Origin of the sequence: Streptomyces sp. NPDC012637 (genome assembly GCF_042954805.1) — a bacterium.
Taxonomy (GTDB): Bacteria; Actinomycetota; Actinomycetes; order Streptomycetales; family Streptomycetaceae; genus Streptomyces.
On sequence record NZ_JBIBDS010000006.1, the window covers coordinates 238,708 to 259,046 of the forward strand.

Sequence of the window (20,339 nt, forward strand, 5' to 3'; positions counted from 1 at the left end):
CCGTCCGCTCCCCCGGCAGGTCCAGACCAGTGCGCGAAGGGGTTGGGCAACGCCGGAAGGGTCGAAGCCCGCGAAGTCCGCCGGAGGGCGGTGGGCAGGGCAGGGGTTGAGCGAGGTGAAGGGCGGGGCGGCGGACGAGGGTGGAGGGCGAGGTGCAGGGCGAGCTGGAGGGCGGGGCCCGGACGGAGCGTGCGGCCGGGGCGGGTTCGTTGCGTGCGGGGGCGGGGGCGGCGAGGATGGCCCGCATGCGGAACATCGTGGTCGTCGACGCCCCGTCCAACCTCGGCCTCCGGCCGCCCGCGCCCGGCACCGTGCCCGGTTGCTGCAAGCTGGCCGGCGCTCTCCGCGAGAACGGGATCGTGCGGCGGCTCGGGGCCTTCGAGGGCGGCGTGGTGGTGCCGCCGCGCTACGACAGGGGCGACTGGCGGGAGGGCGACGGCGTCTTCAACGCCGCGGCCCTCGCCGCGTACACGGTCAGGCTCGCCGACCGGGTGCAGCGGCACGTGGCGGCCGGGGACTTCACGCTCGTCCTCGGCGGCGACTGCTCGATCCAGCTGGGCGCCGCGCTCGCGCTGCGCCGACTGGGCCGCTACGGCCTCGTGTCGGTCGACGCCTCTCCCGACTTCCGCAATCCTGACAACTCCGAGCGGATCGGCGCCGCCGGCGGTGAGGAACTCGCCCTGGCGACCGGCCGCGGCCAGGACGACCTGACCGATCTGGAGGGGCTGCGGCCCTATCTGCGGGACGAGGACGTCCGGGTCTTGGGCACCCGTGACGGCTACCGCGACGATCCGGAGCTCGTCCAGCTGCGCGAGCTCAAGGTGCCGGTCGTGACCGTCGGGGAACTGCGGGAACGGGGGCCCGCCGAGCTCGGCTCCGTGACCGCGGCCAGCCTGGAGACGCCGGCCCTGGACGGATTCTGGGTGCACCTGGACGCCGACGTGCTGGATCCGGAGGTCATGCCGGCGGTCGACAGTCCCGATCCCGACGGACTGCTGCCGGACGAGGTGACCGCGCTGCTACGGCCGCTCGTCCGCTCCCCGCGGTGCGTGGGCCTCAACGTCACGATCTACGACCCCGATCTCGACCCCGACGGGACCGCGGGCGCGCTCCTCACCGATCTCGTCGTCGCGGCGCTCACCGGGACCTGAAGACCGCCCGGCGGCGGCCCGCGCCCGCCCGATCCGCTCCAGGAGCTGCTCCGCGTCGGGACGGACGGCGGCCCGCAGGGGCGCCCAGTCCTCCTCGGCCCGCCCCGTGTACACGTCCCGCGCGTGGGCGAGCGCAGACCGCCGGTCGGACGGCAGGCGGTCGAGGGCCCACGCGGCGGCGCCGTCCTTCGCCCGGATCCGCCCGGTCTCCAGGGTGGTCCAGATCCGGGCGAGGGTGAGCAGCACGTTGCGGGTGTCGTCGTCGAGGTCGGCCATGAGGTCCGGAACGCCCGCGACGATCGCCCGCCGCACGTCCGCGGCGGGCACCGGATCGATGACCTCGGCGGGCGGCGGTCCGAAGAACGGGGCGTCGCCGGCCCGGGCCATCGCGAGCAGCGGGGCCAGGTCCGGCATGGGCTGCGCCCGGGGCAGTTCGCCGCGCTCGTACTCCTCCCGCAGCCACTCCCCGTAGAGGTAGTCGCAGACGGGCGGGTAGGTCCAGGGCCGGATCTGCCCGGCGACGACCACGATCAGCTCGACGGGCCGTGCGGGGCCGCCGTGGGCACGGCTGCCGGAGAGGGCGAGCAGGCCTTCCGTCAGCTCCCGCCGCTGGTCGGGCCCGAGACCGCGGTCGGCGACGACGAGGACGTCGACGTCGCTGTGCGGCCGCAGCCCGCCGAGCACGGCCGATCCGTGCGCGTACGCGCCGAGCGCCCGCTCACCGAGGACGGCGCGGACGAGCCGGACGACGGCGTCGGTCTGGGGCGTGCTCAACGGGCCTCCTGGGGGCTGGGGCGCGGCGGGATCCGAGATCGCGGCCGGGTGAGCGTACTGGGGGCGCGGACCTGGCCGCGCGGGGAATTCGGCGGGGCGGGCGGGGCGCGGGAACGAGGGGTGATCGCTGCACGGCCGGATCGGCCGGGAGCGGTCGACGGTCTCGTGAGCACGGGCGGCCATGCCCCCGGGAGCGGGCGCCCATGTCCCCCGGCAGCGGGCGGCCCCGTCCCCCGGCAGCGGGAGGACGGGGCCGGCGGTCGCGGGATCAGCCCTGGCGGGCCTTGACGCGCGGGTCCTTCTTGTTGAGGACGTAGGTCCGGCCCCGGCGGCGGACCACCTGGGAGCCGGGGCGCGCCTTCAGGGCGCGCAGGGAGTTGCGTACCTTCATCGTGGCGTCTCGCTCTCTCTCGCCCGGTCCGTCCGGTCGCTCGCGGTCAGCGTTCCTCGCGGAAGTCGACGTGCGTGCCGAGCACGGGGTCGTACTTGCGCAGGACCAGGCGGTCGGGGTCGTTCTGGCGGTTCTTGCGGGTCACGTAGGTGACGCCGGTGCCGGCCGTGGACCGGAGGGTGACCACGGGGCGCTGGGTGGTGCGTGGCATGAGTGCTCCTTCCGGCTGCCGCCGTCGAGCTCGTTTGACTCGGGCATGTCAGCCTCGCCCTCTGCAACACCGGCACCCCCCACCTCATTCCCGCAGCTGTGACCGCCTACGGTGGCCGGATGAGCGATGCCCTCCCCGCCGACCTGCCCGCCGACGTGGCCGCCGCGCTCGAGCTCCTCCTCGACGGGGACGATCCCGTCCAGGCGCTGCTCCGCCGCCAGGTGCCGCATCTGCGGGTGGCGGGCCGCTGCGACTGCGGGTGCGGCACCACCGACTTCGTGATCGACGCGTCGGCGGTCCCCGCCGCTCCGACCGGCCCCGGCACCGCGTCGGTGGCGTCGCGCACCTTCCTGGCCGAAGACGGGGCCCTCCTCGGTGACGTCGTCCTGTTCGCACAGCGCGGGCACCTCGCCTGGATCGAGGTCTGCGACCTCACCGACCTCCACGACGACACCAAGGTCACGCTCGATCTCGCGCTCCGGTGCCTCGCCCGCCCCGGGCCCGATCCCACCCGGTCACACTGACCGCCCCGCAGCGGATAGGGTGCCGGGCGAGCAACCGGGATCCTTAGTTCCGCACGGGGAGAAAGAATTGATGAGTGGTCAGCAGCCGGGCAGCGCCGGCGCCTCACCGGTCTTCCAGCCGCTCGAGGGCGACGACCCCACGACCGTCGCCGGATACCGGCTGGCCGCGCGGCTCGGATCCGGCGGCATGGGCAAGGTGTACCTGTCGTACACGCCCGGCGGGCGGCCCGTCGCCATCAAGGTGATCAGGCCCGAGTTCGGCGAGGACGCCGAGTTCCGTCGCCGTTTCGCCCAGGAGGTCCGTTCCGCGCAGCGCGTGCAGGGCCTGTTCACCGCGCCCGTCATCGATGCCGACGCCGAGGGCACGCGCCCCTGGCTGGCCACCGCGTACGTCCCCGGCCCCTCGCTCGCCGACGCCGTCGTCGCGCACGGAGCCCTGCCCGTCGAGACCGTGCTGCTGCTGGTCGCGGGCATGGCCGAGGCGCTGCAGGTGATCCACGGCGCGGGTCTCGTCCACCGCGACCTCAAGCCGTCCAACGTGCTGCTCGCCGCGGACGGCCCCCGCGTCATCGACTTCGGCATCGCCCACGCCGCCGACGCGACCTCGCTCACCGGCAGCGGCGTCACCATCGGCACGCCCTCCTTCATGGCCCCGGAGCAGGCCGCCGGCCGCCGGGTCACTCCGGCCACGGACGTCTTCGCCCTCGGGCAGGTCGCCGTGTACGCGGCGACGGGCGTGCCCGCGTTCGGCGAGGGCACCTCGCACGGGGTGCTGTACCGGATCGTGCACGAGCAGCCGGAGCTCGGCGCGGTGCCGGAGCGGCTGTCCGCCCTGGTCACCCGCTGCCTCGCGAAGGATCCCGAAGCCCGGCCGTCCGTCGCCGAGGTGATCCGGCTCTGCCAGGCGGCCAACGCGGCGACCGTGCTGCGCCGTCCCGAGGACTGGCTGCCGGGCGCCGTCTCGGCCGACATCACGGCCCGCACGGCCACCCCCGCACCGGCCGCCGCGCCCGCGGCCCCGGTTCAGGCTCCGGCGCATCCGCCGACAGCGCCGGCCGGTCCTCCGGCGGGCTACGCTCCCACCGCTCCGGCGGGGCCCGCCCCCGCCTACTCCCCCACCGCGCCCGTGCCGCCGTCGCCCGCCGGACCGCCCGCCGCCGCGCCGACGCCACCGCCGCACCCGGGCCACGCCTACGCTCCGACGCAGGGCCCGGCTCCGGCCCCGTACCCGGGCAGCGGTGCGTATCCGACCGCGCCGACGTATCCGACGCCGTACCCGAACGCGCCTTACCCGAACACGCCTTACCCGAACGGGCCGCGTCCCGGCGGCCGGCCTCCGGCGGCGCGCCAGAACCCGGCGAAGCGGACGCTGCTCGTGGGGCTCGCCGCCGCGCTCGTCTTCGGGGTGGGCGGCGCCACCACCGCTTACGTCCTGACGAAGGACGACGACAAGAACGCCTCGGCGAGCGGCAACGGCAAGCCCGGCGGGCAGAGCGGCTCGGGCGGGTCGTCCGGCGCCTCGCCCTCCGACGGCTCGGGCGGCGGCACGACTCCGTCCGGGAAGCCCTCGGCCAAGGCCGAGCCGACGCCCGTCGAGTACAAGAACATCAACCTGACGGCCGGCTACCACCTGACCTTCGGCGACCAGGTCGTACGGCCCCAGGACGGCGAGGACGGCGGCTACGACCTCTCCTACGACACCGGCGGGTACATCGACGCCGAGAGCACCGGCGGCAACATGGTGCTGCTCGACCCGGGGCAGGAGGGCACCCTCGCCGCGTGCCGGGCGGACACCCGGTTCACGCGCGAGGTGTACGTGAACAAACTGTCGCCCGGCCGGCAGGTCTGCGTCACCACCGGGACGGGTCACATGGGCCTGGTCACGGTCAAGGCGTTCTCACCGGAGGGTTCGCCCAGCACGTACATGACGCTGGACCTGACGGTCTGGCGCAACGGCGCCCCGTAACGCGCCGCCCTTGCGGACGGCGCCCTGCCGGACCTCACGAACCCGTTCGGGGCCGTGAGGTCCGCCCGCCGGCCGGGCATTCGCCGGGGCCGGGGGCGGCCGAGCGGTCAGCCGAGCGGTCGCCGGGGAGAGGCGCGGCCGAGCGGTCGGGGCTCCGGTCGCCGACCGTCGAGGTGTCGACGGACCGGGGCGCCACCTGGCGCCCGTCGCCGGTGACCGGCGGACGTTTCGCGGTCACTGCACCGGTCCCCGGCGGGTCGGGCTCGTTGCGGGCGGAGCCGGTCGACACGTCAAGCACCAGCCTCACCCAGACCCATATCGACGCGTACGGCACGGACACCACCTCCCCATGGGCCCCAACCTTCCCTGCAACTCCTCTTCGAATGGTAGTTTAGGGAATGTGAGGGAAGGAAAGGGAAGGTCGAAGGTGACGTGAACGCGGCGCAGCGGTACTACACGGTCGAGCAGATCGCCGATCTGCTCGACCTGCACGTGAAGACCGTCCGGGGCTACGTCCGTGACGGACGGCTGCCGGCGACGCGGGTCGGCCGGCAGTACCGGATCAGCCGGGAGGACCTGGAGGCCTTCACGGGAACGCCCCTCGCGCCCGCCCCCGCCCCTCGCGGGCCGCGCGCCGACGTGTCGAGCATCGTGCAGGTCGACGGGGTCGACCGGCACACCGCCGACCGGCTCGCCAACGCCGTCATGGCGACGGCGCTCGGGCGGCACGGCGGCGCGGGCGCCGATCCGGGCGGGCGGCTGCGGGTGGAGACCGTCTTCGACGAGGAGCGCGACGCGCTGAAGTTCGTGGTCCTCGGCGACCTCGACACCACCGCCGACCTGCTCAAGGTTCTCGACGCACTGATCGGAGGCACGCAGTGAGCGCCCTTCAGGACTTCCACGGCACACCTGTCTTCCTCTGTCCGGCCGAGGGCCCGCTCCTGCTCGGCGAGCGGGAGGCGCTCGACGTGATCGGCGAGGGCTCGTACGCCGGGGCGGCCTGGGTGGCGGTGCCGGTCGAGCGGTTCTCGGACGACTTCTTCCGGCTGCGCACCCGGGTGGCCGGTGACATCGTCCAGAAGTTCGCCAACTACCGGCTCGGCCTCGCCGTCGTGGGCGACATCTCCCGGCACCTGGAGCACGGTTCGGCGCTGCGGGACTTCGTCCGGGAGTCCAACCGGGGCACCCAGCTCTGGTTCGTCCCGGACACGGCCGCCCTCGCCGAGCGGCTCACTCCGGGCCGCCGAGGCCCGGCGCGGTGAACTCCGTCGGGGTGGAGTCCTCCGGCGCGGCCCCGACGGCGGTGGAGTGCGTCGCGGAGAACTCCATCGCGGCGAGCCGGTCCGGCTCGGCGACGACCTCGATCCGGGTGATCAGCCCGTCCTCCACCGCGAAGGTGAGGACCAGGCGCAGCCTGCCGTGTGGCGCCATCGCCAGGGCGAAAGCGCCGTCGACGAGGGCCAGGCCGGTGTAGCGGGCCCGACCCATCGCCGCCATGGCGCCCTGGGCCACGGCCCGGCCGCCGGCGACGACCACCGGTTCCGGCGTGGGGATGACCATCCGGTCGGCGTGCAGCACGACGTCGGGGTGGAGCAGCGCGAGCAGCGCCGCGAAGTCGCCGCCCCGGGTCGCCGCGAGGAACGCCTCGACCACCTGCCGCCGCCGGGCCGTGTCCGCGTCGGCCGCGGCGGAGCCGCCCTTCACGCGGCGGCGGGCGCGGCTCGCGAGCTGGCGCACGGCGGCCGGGGTCCGCTCCAGCATCGGGGCGATGTCCTCGAAGGGCACGGCGAACATGTCGTGGAGCACGAACGCCAGCCGCTCGGCGGGTGCGAGGGTGTCGAGGACGACGAGCAGGGCGACTCCCACGGAGTCGGCCATGACGGCCTCCTCCTCGGGGTCGCGCCCGGGCAGGTCGACGTCCGGCTCGCCCAGCCGGTCGTCGAGGGAGTCCTCGCGGCGCCGCTCGCGGGACCTGAGCATGTTGAGGCAGACCCGGGAGACGACGGTGGTGAGCCAGCCGCCGAGGTTCTCGACGCCCGCGATCCCGGCGGCGTCCGCCCGCAGCCAGGCCTCCTGGAGGGCGTCGTCCGCCTCGGCGAGCGAGCCGAGCATGCGGTAGGCGACCGCCCGCAGGTGCGGCCGGTCCCGCTCGAAGCGTTCCGTCAGCAGCGCGCCGTCGTCTTCCGCCCGCATGTCCCGCCGCTCCCCCGGTCGCCCCGCCTCCGTGAACGCCTCATGAAAGCACGCGTGTTCAGGCCTCCGGGACGGGGGTGCCCTGGTGGTAGTAGAGACGCCATCCGGTGCCGCCCGGGCCCTTGCGCCACAGGGAGCTGCGGCGGGCCCGGCGGCCGGCGATGACGCTCTCGTACGTCAGGTGCACGAGGTCCGGGGCGAGGAGCACCCCGCGCATGCCGGAGACCTCGATGCGCGGGCCGTCCGCTCCGCCGTGCAGGGTGGGCAGGGCCGCGACCATCTCGTCGTACGTCCAGCGCCGCCCGGAGGCCCCGACCTCGACGAACTCGGGATCGAACAGCCGGACGCCGTCGTCGGAGTTCCTGACGGCGGGATCGTGCAGGCGTCGTTCCCCGTCCGTCGCCGCGGCGATCGCGGCCCGGGCCTCCGGGCTGTCAGTCGTGTCGATCATGAACGCATCCTGCCGCGCCCGGAGGTCCGGGGCAACGGAATTCGGTACCGACGGGTAGGCGCGCGGCCCGTCTTGCTATACGGTCCGTCCAACAGCTTGCTAGACGCGGTGTCTAACAAGCGCCCTCCCGCCCTCCAGGTCCCGAAGGAGCCGCACCATGGCAAGCAGCACCGTCCAGCCGGCGGACCAAGGCCGGCAGCCCGAACGCGAGGCGGCCCGGCGGCTGCTCGACTCGTCCGCCAAGCTCTCCTACGATCCCGCGACGGAGGTCGACTGGGACACGCCGCTCGACGAGGACTTCCACGGGATGAGCCCCGAGTGGAGCTCCCTGTACGGCACCCGCTACTGGCAGGAACTGACCGAGGCGCAGCGCAAGGAGCTGACCCGGCAGGAGTCCGCCTCGGTGGCCAGCACCGGCATCTGGTTCGAGATGATCCTCCAGCAGATGGTGCTGCGGGACATGTACGCCAAAGACCCGACCGACCCGCGCTTCCAGTGGGCCCTGACCGAGATCGCCGACGAGTGCCGGCACTCGATCATGTTCGGGCGCGGCGCCGCCAAGCTCGGCGCCCCGGCCTACCGCCCGCCGCGCTTCGTGCTCGAACTCGGCCGCGCCTTCAAGACGCTGGCGGTCGGCGAGGCCGCGTACGCGTCGATCCTCGTCGCCGAGGAGGTGCTCGACGTCATGCAGCGCGACTGGATGCGCGACGAACGGGTGGTCCCCTTCGTGCGGACCATCAACAACATCCACGTCGTCGAGGAGTCGCGGCACATGAAGTTCGCCCGCGAGGAGACCCGCGCCCGGCTCCGCAAGGCCGGACCGCTGCGGCGTCAGGTCCAGGCCCTGGTCGTCTCGATCGCCTCGTACTTCATCGTCACCAGCATGGTGAACCGCGAGGTGTACGCGAACGCCGGGCTCGACACGGAGCGGGCGCTCGCCGAAGCGCGGGCCAACGAGCACCACAAGTCCCTGATGCGGTCGAGCTGTTCGGGCCTGATGGAGTTCCTGGCCTCCGCCGGACTGCTGACCCGCCCCGCCGTCGCGGTCTACCGGCGCGCCCACCTCATCTGAGCCTCGGGACCGCCGAGCCCCGCACCGTCCGATCGGCGAACCGATCGAGCCGTTCGGGCCGTTCGAGCCGTTCGAGCCGTTCGGGCCGTTCGAGCCGATCCACCCGGTCCACCCCGATCCAGCTGTTCGACCCGATCGACCCGATCGACCCGCACCCGTCCCCGTCCCGGAGCCCCGCGAGCTGACGACGCCATGACCTACGCGATCACCCAGACCTGTTGCAACGACGCCACCTGCGTCGCCGTCTGCCCCGTCAACTGCATCCATCCGACGCCCGACGAGCCGGACTTCGGCCGCACCGAGATGCTCTACGTCGACCCCAGGTCGTGCATCGACTGCGGCGCCTGCGCCGACGCCTGTCCGGTCGACGCGATCTTCCCGGTGGACGCGCTGACCGACGGGCAGAAGGAGTACGCCGCCGTCAACGCGGCCTTCTACGAGGAGCGCGCGCCGCGCCCGGCGCCCGAGGGCGGGCCCGTCTTCCACGCGTGGGGCGCGCCGTCCTTCCCGCGCACCCTGCCCTCCGACTTCGCGCCGATCCGGGTCGCCGTCGTCGGCACCGGCCCGGCCGGCATGTACGCCGCCGAGGACCTGCTGCTGCACACCAACGCCGAGGTCACCCTGGTCGACCGGCTGCCGGTGGCGGGCGGACTCGTCCGCTACGGCGTGGCGCCCGACCACCCCGCCACGAAGCGGATCGGCGACACCTTCGCCCGTTTCCACACGCACCCGCGCGTGCGGATGTACCTCGGCGTCGACGTCGGAACGGACATCACGGCGGAGGAGCTGGCCGCGCACCACGACGCCGTCGTCTACGCCGTCGGCGCCGCGGGCGACCGGCGCCTCGGCGTCCCCGGAGAGGAGCGCACCGGCAGCGTCCCGGCGACGGCCTTCGTCGCCTGGTACAACGCGCACCCCGAGGTCGCACCCGACGCGATCGACCTGTCGGACGCCGAGCGGGTGGTGGTGGTCGGCGCCGGCAACGTCGCCCTGGACGTGGCCCGCATCCTCGTCGCGGATCCCGAGACGCTGGCGGGGACGGACATCGCCGACCACGCGCTCGCCGCACTGCGCGCATCCGCCGTGCGCGAAGTGGTGCTGCTCGCCCGGCGCGGTCCCGAGGACGCCTCCTGCACCGCGCCCGAACTCCTGGCCCTCGGACGGCTCCCGGGCGTCCGCCTCGTCGTGGACGACCACGATCCGCGCGTCTGGGAGGCCGTCGAGGCGGCCGGCCCCCGCGACAAGGCCGCGCTGCTGCGCGGCGCGGTCCGCGAGCGGGTGGACTGGAGCCGGCCCCCCGGCCCGGAGCGGCGCATCGTCTTCCGCTTCCGCTCCGCGCCCGAGGAGGTCCTCGACGGGGCGGTGCGCGTGACGGGCGGGGCCGGGTCCGGACCCGTGGAGGTCCGGGCCGGCATGGTGCTGCGGGCGGTCGGCTACCGCGGACTGCCGGTCGCGGGGCTGCCGTACGACGAGTCCACCGGCACGGTGCCGCACCGCGGCGGACGGGTCGAGGACCGGCCCGGCACGTACGTGGTCGGCTGGATCAAGCGTGGCCCGTCCGGCGGCATCGGCGCCAACCGCACCTGCGCGGCGGAGACCGTGGGCACGCTCCTGGCCGACGCGGTCGACGGCGCCCTGCCGGCGCCGACCGGAACGGCGCGGGCCTTCGACCGGCTCGCCCGCGGCCGGGCCCGGCACGTGGTCGACGCGCGCGGGCTCGCCGCGATCGAGCGGGCCGAGCGGACGCGCGGCGAGGAGACGGGGCGGCCCCGGGTCAAGCTGGGGACCGTGCCGGAGCTGGTCGCCGCGGCACGGGGCCGGCGTCGGGCGGCGCGCTGACCCCGCCGGGCCCGTGCCTCGTCGGCGGGCTCCCGGCGTGGCAGCCGTGCCGGGCTGGATGATCCCGATATGAGTGCGAGGCATGAGTGAGAAACCAGCTGTTGTCGTAGGGGTCGACGGTTCCGAACACAGCCTGCGGGCTCTGGAGTGGGCGCTGCAGACGGCGCGGAGCCTGGAGGCACCACTGACGGTCGCCCACGTCCGCTCGGAGGCGCTGCAGCTCGGCAGCGCCCGGATCGAGTCGCTCGGACCGGCCCCGGAGCTTCCCGACACCGTCGTGGACGCCCTCGCCGCCGAGGTCGGGCCCCGGGCCGAGGGCGTCGACGTGCGGTACGCCTCGCTGGACGGCTCCGTGGTCGACGCCCTGACGGAGGCGGCCCGGGGCGCCCGGCTCCTGGTGGTCGGTTCGCGCGGGCGGGGCGGCTTCGCGAGCCTGCTCGTCGGGTCGAACAGCCGGGCCCTGGCGGCGTCGGCGCCCTGCCCGGTGGTCGTCGTGCCGCACGAGGCTCGGGCCGCGTCCCTCGAGAGCGGGGCGGAGGCGGGCCGGGTCCTGCTGGGGCTGCACATCGAGGAGACCGCCGACGAGGTCGTGGAATTCGCCTTCGAGGCGGCCGCACGGCGCAAGGTGCCGCTGGAAGTGGTGACCGCCTACCCGGTGCCGCCCTCCCCCGCCCTGCTGATCGGCGCGCCCGCCCCCGCGCTCCAGGTGCCGCCGCCGCTGCCGGACGAGACGCCGGAGCTGGTGGACACCACGACCCGGCGCCAGGAGGAGCGGCTGCGGCCGTTCGCCGAGCGCCATCCGGATGTCCGGGTGGTCCCGGCGATCACGCCCGCCGACGCGGCGGCGCGGCTGGTCGAGGACTCCGCCGAGGCCGGACTGCTCGTCGTGGGGCGCCATCGCCGGCACCGGGTCGAGACGCTGCTCGTGGGCTCCGTCGCGCACGCGGTGCTGCACCACGCGTCCTGCCCGGTCGCGGTGGTGCCGCCCGCATCGAAGCGCTGAGCGGGCCAATATGCCTCGTTTTCACCTCTTCGGGTGATGGCGGATGTGGAGAAACGTGTCTGCCTCGGTAGGGGCCGCGAACCTCGATGCACGGGGACCGATCCAGTGGAGCGTGTCCATGCATCTGATCCGACGCGGCGATCCGCACCTCGCCGTCCGGTCGAGCGAGGGTCTGACGACGGTCGAGCTGTACGGAGAGCTCGACCTGGTGCTGGTGCAGCGCGTCCGGCCCGAACTCGACGTGCTGGCCCGCGAGGCGTCCGCACTCACCGTCGACCTGCGACACGTCACGTTCTGCGACGCGTCGGGGCTCGGCCTGCTGGTCCGCTGCGCGCAGCGCGTCCAGGGCCGGGGCGCGGCCTGGCGGCTCGTCTGCGACCAGCCGATGATCCTGCGCCTCGTACGGCTCGCGGCGCTGGACGACGTCCTGCGGCCGTCGCCACCCGCACCACCGCCGGACGACGAGGACCCGCCGATACCGCACCCGAGCCTGCCGGGGCGGCTGCCGGTGTGAGGGCCGGTGCCGACCCGGGCCAGGGCCGACCAGACCGATGCCGACCGGGCCAGGGGCCGAGGCCAGGGCCGACCGGGCCGGTGCCGACCGGGCCGGTGCCGACCAGGCCGGGCGCCGGGTGCGTTGATGGCGCGAGCGCGGGCGACGGGTCCGTCGGATTGTGGGCGGGCTCCCGCCCGCGGTCCGACGGCGCGGTCGCCCGCGCCCGTGGTGTCACGCGGCCCGACCGGTCGGCGCCCGCGCCCGCCGTCCCGCGTTCAGGCCGGCAGCAGTTCGCCCGCGCCGCCGTGCTCCAGGGTCTGGCCCGGGAAACCCGCCGCCGGGAGGCCGGCCGGCGGGCGCAGGCCCGGGAGGCGGAGCTCGATGATGCCGCGGACGGCCGGCCACTCCTCGTCGAGGACCGAGTAGAACGCGGTGTCGCGGACCACGCCGTCCAGGCCGCGCGAGTGGGCCCTGCGTACCCCTTCGCAGGTCGCGCCGAGGCGCTCGATGGCGACCCGGGAGCGGGTGTTGCGGGCGTCGGCCCGCATGGAGATCCGGCGCACGCCCCAGGACTCGAACGCGTGGCGCAGCATGAGGTACTTGGCCTCGGTGTTCACGCCGGTTCCGCGGGCCTCGCTGGAGATCCAGGTGTTGCCGATCTCGGCGGCGTCGGGCACCGAGGTCAGCGGGTCGCCGTTGGGCACCCCGGTGACCGGCGGCCAGATGACGGGTCCGCGCCAGTAGTCGAGTTCCAGGAAGCGGGTGGAGCCGAGCACCCGGCCGGTATGCGGGTCGACCATGGCGAAGGGCAGGGCCCGTCCCGCCGCCTGTTCGGCGAGGGCGCGGGCGATGTAGTCGCAAGAGGCGTCAAGGCCGTGGGGCACGGAGGTGTAGGCATACGCCGCACGATCCAGTGCGCCCGCCCAGGCGATGCCCTCGGCGTGGCGCATGGCCAGCGGTTCCAGGCGCACGGTGCGCCCGGGCAGGACTACAGGTACTGGCACGGGACCTCGGGTCTTTCACGGGCAGGGGTCATCGCGCGCCGGATCGCGGCGACGATGAAAGGGAGGGGTTCCCGCCCGGTGCCGACCGCTTCGCCCAAGGGTGAAAAGGGCAAGTGAAACGGTTCGCCATCGGTGGCGGGAGGAACAGTATGCAGCCCCGACGGCCCCGAGAACAGAACCCCACACGAACCCGCGCGCACAGCTGAGTGAATGTCCGGTTTACCCCATCCCTCGTTCGGCCCAGCGGGGCCCGGACGGGCCCCCGACAGGGCCTTTCACCCGCCCCCGCCGAGGCCCTCGGCGCACAGTCGGGCGAGGCCCCGCGCAGGCTAGGAAGCGGCTCCCGCGCAGGCCGGATGGCCCCAGCCGTCGGGGTTCTTGGTGATGATCTCGCCCTTGCCGTACGGCTGTCCGCAACGGCAGCGGCCGGGGAACCTGGCCTTGAGCGTGGGGGCGGTGGAACCGGAGCGCGCACCGGCGCGCGCGGGGCCGGAGGCGCCGGTCGCCTTGCGGGGCCTCTTGGCGGCGGCGGGGCGGGCGGAGGCGGGCTCCGGCGGGGGCAACGGGGAGCCCGCGGCGGACCCGGCGGACTGCTGGCTGCGGGCGGTGTGACTGGCAGCGCGGTCGGCGGCGTCGTTCAGCGGGTCGCCGTCGACCTGGTGGGCGGGTGTGTAGACGAACTCCACGCGCCGGTCGGCGAGCAGTTCGTCGATGCGCACCACCAGCTCCTTGTTGGCGACGGGGGTGCCGGCCGCCGTCTTCCAGCCCTTGCGGCGCCAGCCGGGCAGCCAGGTGGTGACGGCCTTCATCGCGTACTGCGAGTCCATCCGCACCTCGGCGGGCACGGCGGGGTCGAGGCGCTCCAAGAGGCGGAGGAGCGCGGTGAGTTCGGCCACGTTGTTGGTCGCGGTGCCGAGCGGCCCGGCCTCCCAGTGGGCGATCTCGCCCGCCTCGGTCCCGATGACCCAGGCCCAGGCGGCGGGCCCGGGGTTCCCCTTGGACGCGCCGTCGCACGCCGCGATGATCTTCTCTGTCATCCCTCGATCCTGACATGCGCCGGGACCGGTCACGGACCACCCCGCGCGGCTCCGAGCCGCGCCACCTCGGCGTCGAGGGCGTCCCGGCCGATGGCCTCGGCACGGGTCGAGGGCACGGTGCAGGCGTAGGCGCCGGCCACGCTTCCGTACTGGGCGCAGGTGCGGGCGGGCGCGCCGGAGAGCCAGGCGTGCAGGAACCCGGCGGCGAAGGCGTCACCGGCGCCGTTGCTGTCGACGACCGGGGCTGCCGGGGCGACGGCGGGCACGTGGACGAGCTCGTCGTCGGCGCCGGTCAGCAGGTACGCGCCGGCGGCACCGGCGGTGGCGACGGCCACGGACGCACGGCCCCGGGCGACGATGTCGCGGAGGGTGCGCTCGGGGTCGCCGAGGGCGGCGGCCGAGACGAAGACGAGGTCGGCACCGAGGGCGAAGGCTTCGTGGTAGGCCGCCTCGCCGTCCCAGTCGTGCAGATCGGTCGACACCGTCACCCCGGCGGCACGCAGCTCGGGCAGGGCGTGCGCGCAGGGCTGGGTGACCGAGACGTGGGCGTGCCGGCTGCGGGCGGCGAGGGCGCGCACGGTCGCCGGCGGCAGCCGGTCGTCGTCATGCCCGCGGGTGGCGTCGTAGAGGGACAGCCGCCGCCCGTCGGGGCCGACGAGGTTGACGGCCCGCTTGGTTCCCGAGGCCTGCCGCACCTCGGTGAGGGGGATGCCCTGCTCACGGTGGAAGGCGCGGACCAGGTCGCCCTCGGGATCCGCGCCGAGCATGTCGAGGTGGTGGACGCGCATCCCGAGCCGGTGCAGCCCGAGCGCGACGAAGTCCCCGGTCTGCCCGGCCCGGGTCACGATCCCGGTGCCGATCATGTGGCTGTCGGCGAGCGGCAGGGGCAGCTCGGGGACGTAGACGATGGTGTCGACCCCGGCTCCGCCGAGGACGAGGACGTCGATGTCGATGTCGATGTCGATGTCGGTCGCGCGGTCGAAGGCCGCGGCGTGGGCGGAGGCGGTGGCGGTGGCCGCGGGGTCGCCTGCCGTGGCGGTGTCGCTGCTCATGCGGGCAGTCAAACAGCGCCCCGAGCCGCCCCGCAAGATCTTGCAGGAACTTTCTGCAAGTGCGGGGCGGCGGGAGTGCGGGGCCGGCTCAGCGGCCCAGTTCGCCGTCCAGCCACTGCAGGACCTCCGGCGTCACCGCGTCGGTGATGTCCGCGAACTCCTCGTGCTTCTTGAGGAACTTGGCGACGTACGGGCAGACCGGGACGATCCGCATGCCGGAGGCGCGGACGTCGTCCAGCGCCCGCTGGACGAGGACCGAGGCGAGGCCCTGTCCCGCGTAGGCGTCGTCGATCTCGGTGTGGAAGAACACCCGGCGGTCGTCACGGTCACGGTAGGCGGTGAGACCCGCCCGCTCGTCGTCGACCACGATCTCGTAGCGGTGGCACGCGTCGACGCGACGGACGACGGGCGCGGCCGATCGCCCGGCCCCGTCCGCACCGTCGGGCTGCTCCACGTGCTCGGACTGCTCGGTCTGCTCGGTCATGGCGGGCCTTCCGGTCGGGGCTGCGGTGACGACGGCCAAGTATCGCAGGACGGGCCTCCGTCACCGCGTCGGCGAACCCGCGGAGCGGGCGGTGAGGAGGTCAGCGGGTCAGTGCGGCGACGAGTTCGTCGCGGCCCTCGGCCGCCGTCTTGCGGAACGCCGACGTCCGGTGGTCGTCGACCGTGTACGGGGACGGTCCGAGACGCCGGGCGATCCGCTTGACGCCTTCTCCCGCGCGCAGTTCGGCGACGGTCTCGCCCTCGCGCGGCGTGAGCCCGTACCAGCCGCGGAACGACGGCATGACGAGGCCTCCCGCCGCCCCCCGGAGGACGACGGCGACGTCGCCGGCACCGTCCCCGCCGAGCGGCTCGGCCTGGGCCGACAGCCGGCGGACGGTGTCCGCCGTGCCGTCGGTCCTCCCCGGTCCCGGCGCGCCGGGAGCACACTGGCAGGAGGGGGCGGAAGGCCGGCGAGGGAAGAGGTGCCCCTGATGCGCACAAGCCGCTCGCTCACGCGGTCGCGCTACGCCCCCGACCGGGGGCTCACCGCCCGCATGACGACGACCATGTTCCTGATCGGGCTGTTGTACGTGGTCTTCGTCGGCGTCCTGATGGTTCTGCTGCGCGGGTCCTGGCCGGTCGTGCTGCTCATCGCGGGCGCCCTGTTCGTCGGACAGTTCTGGTTCAGCGACCGGATCGCGGCACTGGGCATGGGGGCGCGTGAGGTCAGCCGGGAGCAGGCGCCCGAGTTGCACGGCACCGTCGACCGGATCTGCGCGCTCGCCGACATGCCGAAGCCGAAGGTGGCGGTCGCCGACAGCGACGTGCCCAACGCCTTCGCCACCGGGCGGGGCGAGAAGACCGCCCTGGTCTGCGTCACGACCGGGCTGCTGCGGCGCCTGGAGCCGGAGGAGCTGGAGGGAGTGCTCGCGCACGAGATGTCGCACGTGGCCCACCGCGACGTCGCGGTGATGACCATCGCCTCCTTCCTCGGCGTGCTGGCCGGGATGATGACCCGCGTCGCGCTCTACAGCGGTCTCGGGCGCAGCCGGGACAGCAACGCGGCGGCCGCCATGATCCTCGTGCCCGTCGTCAGCGGCGCCGTCTACGTGCTCAGCTTCCTCCTCACCCGGGTGCTGTCCCGCTACCGCGAACTGGCCGCCGACCGGGCCGCCGCGCTGCTCACCGGCCGGCCGTCGGCGCTGGCCTCGGCGCTCACCAAGGTGAGCGGTGAGATGGCCCGGATTCCCACCCGGGACCTGCGGAAGGCGGAGCCGTACAACGCGTTCTGGTTCGCGCCGGCCTTCTCCTCGAAGGAGAGCCTGGGCCGGCTGCTGTCCTCCCACCCCACCCTGGAGCAGCGGCTCGACCAGCTCTCCCGGATCTCGGCGCAGCTCGGCGGGGCCTGAGGACGGTGGGCATCCTCGACAGCATCCTCGGCCGCAGCAGGCCGGTGCGTCCCGACCTCGACCGGCTCTTCGCGCTGCCCGCCGCCGCGCTCACCCTCCGGGCGGACACCGGGTACGCGCCGACCGGCGCGGGGTCCGTGTGCTTCGCCGGGGTCGAGGGCGGTGCCTTCGCCCGGCTGAAGGAGGACGTGCGGGAACTGCTCGACGTCGACGAGCGGGCGGGGGCCGCTCCGGTGGCGTTCGGCCATGACGCGTACGGCTACACCTGGCTCTCCGCCCGCCGCCCCGCCGACGACCTCGTCTCGCTCGTGAACGACCTCCACGCGGTGAACACCCTGCTCCAGGAGGCCGGCTTCGGCCCGCACCTGCTCTGTTCCCTCACGGTGTTCCGCGCGCCCGAGGCCGCCCACGACCTCGCGCTGGTCTATCTCTACAAGCGCGGGACCTTCTATCCCTTCGCGCCGTGCTCGGACGGCACCGAGGCCCGCGACAACGCCCTGGAGCTCCAGGTCAGAGGCCTGCTCGCGGGTGACCTCGCGATGGAGGCGGACCTGGAGCGCTGGTTCCCCGTCTGGGGCGCGCCGGGGCTCGGCGGCGCGGGGTGACGGCTCCTGTCCCGTCCCGGGAAAGGACCTCTGACCAGCGCCGACGGAACCGGAGCGGTCCGCGGGGGCGTCCTGGGCATCGACCGTCGCTTCCGAGCCCAGCAGAGGAACAGCCCGCATGACCTACCGACTGCGCCCCATCAGCCGTGCGGAGCACCTGGCCTTCGTCGCGGCCCGCCCGTCGGTGAGCCACATGCAGGTCCCGTCCTGGGCGGACGTGAAGCCGGACTGGCGGGCGGAGAGCCTGGGCTGGTTCGACGAGGGCGGGCAGCTGGTGGGAGCCGGTCTCGTGCTGCTGCGTCCGCTGCCGAAGCTGCGGCGGTACCTGGCCTACCTGCCGGAGGGCCCGGTGATCGACTGGGACTCGGCGGACCTGGCGCAGTGGCTGCGGCCGATGCTGGCGTACCTGAAGGGCCGGGGCGCCTTCTCGGTGAAGATGGGCCCGCCCGTGGTGGTCCGGCGCTGGAGCGCCGAGGCGGTCAAGGACGCGATCGCGGACCCGGCGGCCCGGCGGCTGCGGGACGTGCCGGCCACGGAGCAGGAGGCGCGGGCCTTCGGCATCGCCGACCGGCTGCGGCACATGGGCTGGCAGCAGACGGAGCCGGGCGGCGAGGACGGCTTCGCGGCCGGCCAGCCCCGCTACGTGTTCCAGGTGCCCTTCGCCGGCCGGACGATGGAGGAGGTCCGGCGGGACTTCAACCAGCAGTGGCGCCGCAACATCAAGAAGGCGGAGAAGGCCGGCGTCAAGGTCGTCCAGGGTGGCTACGAGGACCTGGCGGACTTCCACCGGCTCTACGTCGAGACCGCCGAGCGCGACCGCTTCATCCCGCGCCCCCTGGCGTACTTCGAGCGCATGTGGACGGCGCTGACCTCCGAGCACCCCGACCGCATGCGGCTTTACCTCGCCCACCACGAGGGCGAGGTGCTCGCGGCCGCGACGATGCTGACCGTCGGAGAGCACGTCTGGTACTCGTACGGCGCCTCCACCAGCCGCAGGCGCGAGGTGCAGCCGAACAACGCCGTCCAGTGGCGGATGATGTGCGACGCCCACGAACTGGGTGCGGGCGTCTACGACTTCCGGGGCATCACCGACACCCTGGACGAGGGCAACCACCTGCTGGGCCTGCTCCGATTCAAGGCCGGCACGGGCGGACAGGCCGTCGAGTACCTCGGCGAGTGGGACTTCCCGCTGAACAGGCTCCTGCACAAGGCCCTCGGGCTGTACATGTCCCGGCGGTAGGACGTGTCTTTCGGACCAGGCCGGGCGGGCGCCGGGACGCGGGCAGGATCCGGGAGACACGCCCCGGGGCTCAGCACGCGGTGTCCCACTCGTGGAGGGCCCGGAGGGCCGCCGTGCGGAGGGTCGGGGTGACGGGCGTGACGGGGGTGGGGGTGAGGAGGTAGTCGGCCACGGGCGTCAGGAGCAGGGGCGTGTCGGGAGCCGGGGTGAGCAGCCGGGACTCGTCCCAGGTGTGACGGATGACCGTGCGGCGCAGGAGCGTGCCGTGCCGGGTGACGAGGCGTCGGGTGGTGGCCTCGGCGCGGCGGCGCCGTTCGGGGCCGAGCTCGGGGGCGAGTTCGGCGCGGACGGCGGCCAGCGGGCCGAGCGGCAGGTGGCCGGCGGCGTGGTCGAGGAGGATGGCGGCCTCGGGGGCCAGACGGTAGGCCGCCAGGACGGCGGCGGTCTCGGCGGGTTCGAAGGGCCGGCCGGTGAGGCCGGCGATGTCGAGGACGGTGACGGGTCCTGGCGTGAGGGCGGGTTCCCGCAGCAGGGTCTCGGCGAGGGCGATGAGGCACTCGACGTGCTCGTCGGCGACCAGGTACGGCCGGACGGGCACGGTAGAGCCGTCGCCCGGCAGGGCCGCGGTGCTGAGGTGGACGCGGAACCAGGGGTCGACCAGGGGGTCCTCGGCCGGCCAGTGGACGGTGACGGCCGTGTGGTGGGGCCGGTCCCCGAGCAGGGAGACGTCGATGTGCTCCACCGGGTGTTCGGTGACCAGCCGGATGACGGCCTGCCACAGGGCCGCCTGGTCGGGTGCGACGAGGTCGAGGGTGTCCAGCGGCCGGAGCAGTCCGGCGGGGTAGTAGCCGGCGAGCGGCAGGCCGCGGATGGCGCGGACGCCGGTGGAGCGGGCGAGTTCGGCCGCCAGGCGCGTGTAGTGGGCGGCGCGGTCGCGGGCGCGGCGGAGTTCGGCACGGGCGGCCTCGCCCATCCGTACGCCGTCGCGGGCCAGGGCGGACAGCACCAGGTGCGGCAGGTGACGGCCGGCCCGGGCGCGGTGGAGCAGTTCGGCGGGCCCGTCCGCCGGGTCGGTGTCGAGCAGCCGGTACAACAACGCGGTGTTCACGGGCATCGGCCTCCGAATGTATGGTCGGCCCCGGCGCCACCGGCGGTCGAGGGGACGGGCGGGCGGTGCCGTTCCGTCTCCGGCGGGCCCGCGGCACGACGATTCTGACCTTCGGGGTTCAACACCTGATCACCACAGGCTCAACAGACTCGACAGGCTCTCGACACCGAGTGCGACGCTGTGGTTAAAAAGGTCACACAAAGACTGACATGTGCGCCGAACGGGGCGGCCACTGTGTTCTGGGGCGGGTGGGGGCAGGATATGGGCGATCTCCGTTTCTCGTTACTCGGTCTGATGCGGGCTCACCGTGGGGGGACTCCGCTGAAGGTG

The 20,339-nt window shown here is 74.3% G+C and carries 22 protein-coding genes and 1 pseudogene; 12 read left to right on the forward strand and 11 right to left on the reverse strand.

The window, feature by feature from the left end; translation table 11 throughout:
• Nucleotides 1–245: 245 nt before the first annotated feature.
• Entirely contained in the window at nucleotides 246–1,151 is a 906-nt protein-coding gene (locus tag ACFY8W_RS24340) for an arginase family protein (RefSeq protein WP_391108855.1), read from the forward strand.
• A 51-nt stretch (nucleotides 1,152–1,202) separates the two neighbouring features.
• Here the strand turns inward: ACFY8W_RS24340 and ACFY8W_RS24345 are convergent.
• The 3 genes and pseudogenes from ACFY8W_RS24345 to rpmG form a co-directional block, all read right to left on the reverse strand.
• Nucleotides 1,203–2,108, reverse strand: a pseudogene (locus tag ACFY8W_RS24345) (aminoglycoside adenylyltransferase domain-containing protein); the annotation flags it as partial.
• Nucleotides 2,109–2,193: 85 nt separating this feature from the next.
• Nucleotides 2,194–2,316, reverse strand: a complete 123-nt coding sequence (gene ykgO / locus ACFY8W_RS24350) for a type B 50S ribosomal protein L36 (RefSeq protein ID WP_384412625.1) — start codon at nucleotides 2,314–2,316, stop codon at nucleotides 2,194–2,196.
• Between the two features lie 46 nt (nucleotides 2,317–2,362).
• The gene (gene rpmG, locus ACFY8W_RS24355; protein ID WP_384412628.1) at nucleotides 2,363–2,527 is read right to left on the reverse strand and encodes a 50S ribosomal protein L33; all 165 of its coding nucleotides are present in this window, start codon (nucleotides 2,525–2,527) and stop codon (nucleotides 2,363–2,365) included.
• Between the two features lie 119 nt (nucleotides 2,528–2,646).
• Here rpmG and ACFY8W_RS24360 point away from each other — a divergent pair, with 119 nt between their 5' ends.
• The 4 genes from ACFY8W_RS24360 to ACFY8W_RS24375 all read left to right on the forward strand — a co-directional run bounded on the left by ACFY8W_RS24360 (nucleotide 2,647) and on the right by ACFY8W_RS24375 (nucleotide 6,279).
• A complete protein-coding gene (locus ACFY8W_RS24360) occupies nucleotides 2,647–3,051 on the forward strand; it encodes a hypothetical protein (RefSeq protein ID WP_391108859.1) in 405 nt (134 codons plus the stop codon).
• Between the two features lie 70 nt (nucleotides 3,052–3,121).
• Nucleotides 3,122–5,017, forward strand: coding sequence for a protein kinase (locus ACFY8W_RS24365; protein ID WP_391108862.1), 1,896 nt, complete (start codon nucleotides 3,122–3,124; stop codon nucleotides 5,015–5,017).
• A 432-nt stretch (nucleotides 5,018–5,449) separates the two neighbouring features.
• Nucleotides 5,450–5,899: a helix-turn-helix domain-containing protein gene (locus tag ACFY8W_RS24370; protein WP_391108864.1), complete on the forward strand. Its 450-nt coding sequence runs from the start codon at nucleotides 5,450–5,452 to the stop codon at nucleotides 5,897–5,899.
• On the forward strand, nucleotides 5,896–6,279 hold the full coding sequence (locus tag ACFY8W_RS24375; protein ID WP_391108867.1) for a DUF4180 domain-containing protein: 384 nt from the start codon (nucleotides 5,896–5,898) through the stop codon (nucleotides 6,277–6,279). The genes ACFY8W_RS24370 and ACFY8W_RS24375 overlap by 4 nt, the downstream gene beginning before the upstream one ends.
• On the opposite strand, the gene ACFY8W_RS24380 is transcribed toward ACFY8W_RS24375, so the two are convergent.
• Both ACFY8W_RS24380 and ACFY8W_RS24385 read right to left on the reverse strand, forming a co-directional pair.
• The gene (locus tag ACFY8W_RS24380; protein WP_391108870.1) at nucleotides 6,248–7,210 is read right to left on the reverse strand and encodes a sigma-70 family RNA polymerase sigma factor; all 963 of its coding nucleotides are present in this window, start codon (nucleotides 7,208–7,210) and stop codon (nucleotides 6,248–6,250) included. The two genes, ACFY8W_RS24375 and ACFY8W_RS24380, sit on opposite strands and share 32 nt — an antisense overlap.
• A gap of 58 nt (nucleotides 7,211–7,268) precedes the next feature.
• Nucleotides 7,269–7,661 carry a DUF4440 domain-containing protein gene (locus tag ACFY8W_RS24385; RefSeq protein WP_391108873.1) on the reverse strand — a complete coding sequence of 131 codons (393 nt, stop codon included), beginning with the start codon at nucleotides 7,659–7,661 and terminating at the stop codon, nucleotides 7,269–7,271.
• A gap of 157 nt (nucleotides 7,662–7,818) precedes the next feature.
• Here ACFY8W_RS24385 and ACFY8W_RS24390 point away from each other — a divergent pair, with 157 nt between their 5' ends.
• The 4 genes from ACFY8W_RS24390 to ACFY8W_RS24405 all read left to right on the forward strand — a co-directional run bounded on the left by ACFY8W_RS24390 (nucleotide 7,819) and on the right by ACFY8W_RS24405 (nucleotide 12,089).
• Entirely contained in the window at nucleotides 7,819–8,733 is a 915-nt protein-coding gene (locus ACFY8W_RS24390; protein WP_391108875.1) for a diiron oxygenase, read from the forward strand.
• Nucleotides 8,734–8,925: 192 nt separating this feature from the next.
• A complete protein-coding gene (locus ACFY8W_RS24395) occupies nucleotides 8,926–10,572 on the forward strand; it encodes an FAD-dependent oxidoreductase (RefSeq protein WP_391108878.1) in 1,647 nt (548 codons plus the stop codon).
• A gap of 82 nt (nucleotides 10,573–10,654) precedes the next feature.
• Entirely contained in the window at nucleotides 10,655–11,575 is a 921-nt protein-coding gene (locus ACFY8W_RS24400) for a universal stress protein (RefSeq protein WP_391108880.1), read from the forward strand.
• Nucleotides 11,576–11,693: 118 nt separating this feature from the next.
• On the forward strand, nucleotides 11,694–12,089 hold the full coding sequence (locus ACFY8W_RS24405) for an anti-sigma factor antagonist (protein WP_391108882.1): 396 nt from the start codon (nucleotides 11,694–11,696) through the stop codon (nucleotides 12,087–12,089).
• 257 nt (nucleotides 12,090–12,346) lie between these two features.
• On the opposite strand, the gene ACFY8W_RS24410 is transcribed toward ACFY8W_RS24405, so the two are convergent.
• The 5 genes from ACFY8W_RS24410 to ACFY8W_RS24430 all read right to left on the reverse strand — a co-directional run bounded on the left by ACFY8W_RS24410 (nucleotide 12,347) and on the right by ACFY8W_RS24430 (nucleotide 15,949).
• The gene (locus ACFY8W_RS24410) at nucleotides 12,347–13,075 is read right to left on the reverse strand and encodes a GNAT family N-acetyltransferase (protein WP_391108884.1); all 729 of its coding nucleotides are present in this window, start codon (nucleotides 13,073–13,075) and stop codon (nucleotides 12,347–12,349) included.
• Between the two features lie 329 nt (nucleotides 13,076–13,404).
• The gene (locus tag ACFY8W_RS24415; protein ID WP_391108887.1) at nucleotides 13,405–14,112 is read right to left on the reverse strand and encodes an RNase H family protein; all 708 of its coding nucleotides are present in this window, start codon (nucleotides 14,110–14,112) and stop codon (nucleotides 13,405–13,407) included.
• A gap of 29 nt (nucleotides 14,113–14,141) precedes the next feature.
• Complete coding sequence (locus ACFY8W_RS24420) at nucleotides 14,142–15,071, reverse strand: PfkB family carbohydrate kinase (protein ID WP_391109657.1); 930 nt, start codon at nucleotides 15,069–15,071, stop codon at nucleotides 14,142–14,144.
• A 181-nt stretch (nucleotides 15,072–15,252) separates the two neighbouring features.
• Entirely contained in the window at nucleotides 15,253–15,648 is a 396-nt protein-coding gene (locus ACFY8W_RS24425) for a GNAT family N-acetyltransferase (protein WP_391108890.1), read from the reverse strand.
• A gap of 100 nt (nucleotides 15,649–15,748) precedes the next feature.
• Nucleotides 15,749–15,949, reverse strand: a complete 201-nt coding sequence (locus tag ACFY8W_RS24430; protein ID WP_391108893.1) for a LuxR C-terminal-related transcriptional regulator — start codon at nucleotides 15,947–15,949, stop codon at nucleotides 15,749–15,751.
• A gap of 189 nt (nucleotides 15,950–16,138) precedes the next feature.
• On the opposite strand from ACFY8W_RS24430, the gene htpX reads away from it, so the two are divergent.
• From htpX to ACFY8W_RS24445, 3 genes are all read left to right on the forward strand, one after another.
• On the forward strand, nucleotides 16,139–17,056 hold the full coding sequence (gene htpX / locus ACFY8W_RS24435) for a zinc metalloprotease HtpX (RefSeq protein ID WP_391108896.1): 918 nt from the start codon (nucleotides 16,139–16,141) through the stop codon (nucleotides 17,054–17,056).
• A 5-nt stretch (nucleotides 17,057–17,061) separates the two neighbouring features.
• Nucleotides 17,062–17,661, forward strand: coding sequence for a hypothetical protein (locus ACFY8W_RS24440; RefSeq protein WP_391108898.1), 600 nt, complete (start codon nucleotides 17,062–17,064; stop codon nucleotides 17,659–17,661).
• A 118-nt stretch (nucleotides 17,662–17,779) separates the two neighbouring features.
• The gene (locus ACFY8W_RS24445) at nucleotides 17,780–18,901 is read left to right on the forward strand and encodes a peptidoglycan bridge formation glycyltransferase FemA/FemB family protein (protein ID WP_391108901.1); all 1,122 of its coding nucleotides are present in this window, start codon (nucleotides 17,780–17,782) and stop codon (nucleotides 18,899–18,901) included.
• A gap of 70 nt (nucleotides 18,902–18,971) precedes the next feature.
• On the opposite strand, the gene ACFY8W_RS24450 is transcribed toward ACFY8W_RS24445, so the two are convergent.
• The gene (locus ACFY8W_RS24450; protein ID WP_391108904.1) at nucleotides 18,972–20,015 is read right to left on the reverse strand and encodes a hypothetical protein; all 1,044 of its coding nucleotides are present in this window, start codon (nucleotides 20,013–20,015) and stop codon (nucleotides 18,972–18,974) included.
• Between the last annotated feature and the right edge of the window lie 324 nt (nucleotides 20,016–20,339).